Source organism: Vibrio sp. WZ-1, assembly GCF_052037695.1.
GTDB lineage: Bacteria > Pseudomonadota > Gammaproteobacteria > Enterobacterales > Vibrionaceae > Vibrio.
This window is the reverse complement of sequence record NZ_JBQEQR010000010.1, coordinates 1-689: the sequence shown is the minus strand read 5'-3', so window position 1 is coordinate 689 and position 689 is coordinate 1. Positions and strand designations below refer to the sequence as shown.

General features: G+C 53.1%; 1 protein-coding gene. It reads left to right on the top strand.

The features are described from left to right. Positions 1-689, top strand: a 689-nt coding sequence (locus ACTS60_RS00040) for a VCBS domain-containing protein (RefSeq protein WP_440886709.1), incomplete at both ends; no start/stop codon positions are given.

The window sequence follows — 689 nt, the reverse complement described above, 5'->3', positions numbered from 1 at the left end:
ACGGGCTCAGATGACAAAGCGATCATCACACCAGACCAACCGGGTGATGACGCGGGCGCAGTGCAAGAAGACGTAACGCTGACCACTGGCGGCAACTTAAACGTGGATGACCCTGATGCAGGTGAGGCGGTCTTCCAACCTCAAACCGACGTTCAAGATGGCAACTGGGGTACGTTCTCTATCGATGCAGGTGGTAACTGGACGTATGAGCTGAACAACAGTCACCCAGACGTGCAAGCGTTAGATGCGGATAGCGATCCGGTGATCCGCACCATGACAGTGACGTCGGCGGACGGTACTACTCATGACGTTGTAGTCACTATTACTGGCTCAGACGACAAAGCGATCATCACACCAGATCAACCGGGTGATGACGCGGGCGCGGTGCAAGAAGACGTAACGCTGACTACTGGTGGTAACCTAAACTTGGACGACCCTGATGCAGGTGAAGCGGTCTTCCAACCTCAAACCGACGTTCAAGATGGCAACTGGGGTACGTTCTCTATCGATGCCGATGGTAACTGGACGTATGAGCTGAACAACAGTCACCCAGACGTGCAAGCGTTAGACGCCGATAGCGATCCGGTGATCCGCACCATGACAGTAACATCTGCAGATGGCACGACTCATGAGGTGGTTGTGACTATTACTGGTAACAACGATGCTCCGGAATTTATTAGTGGAACAAA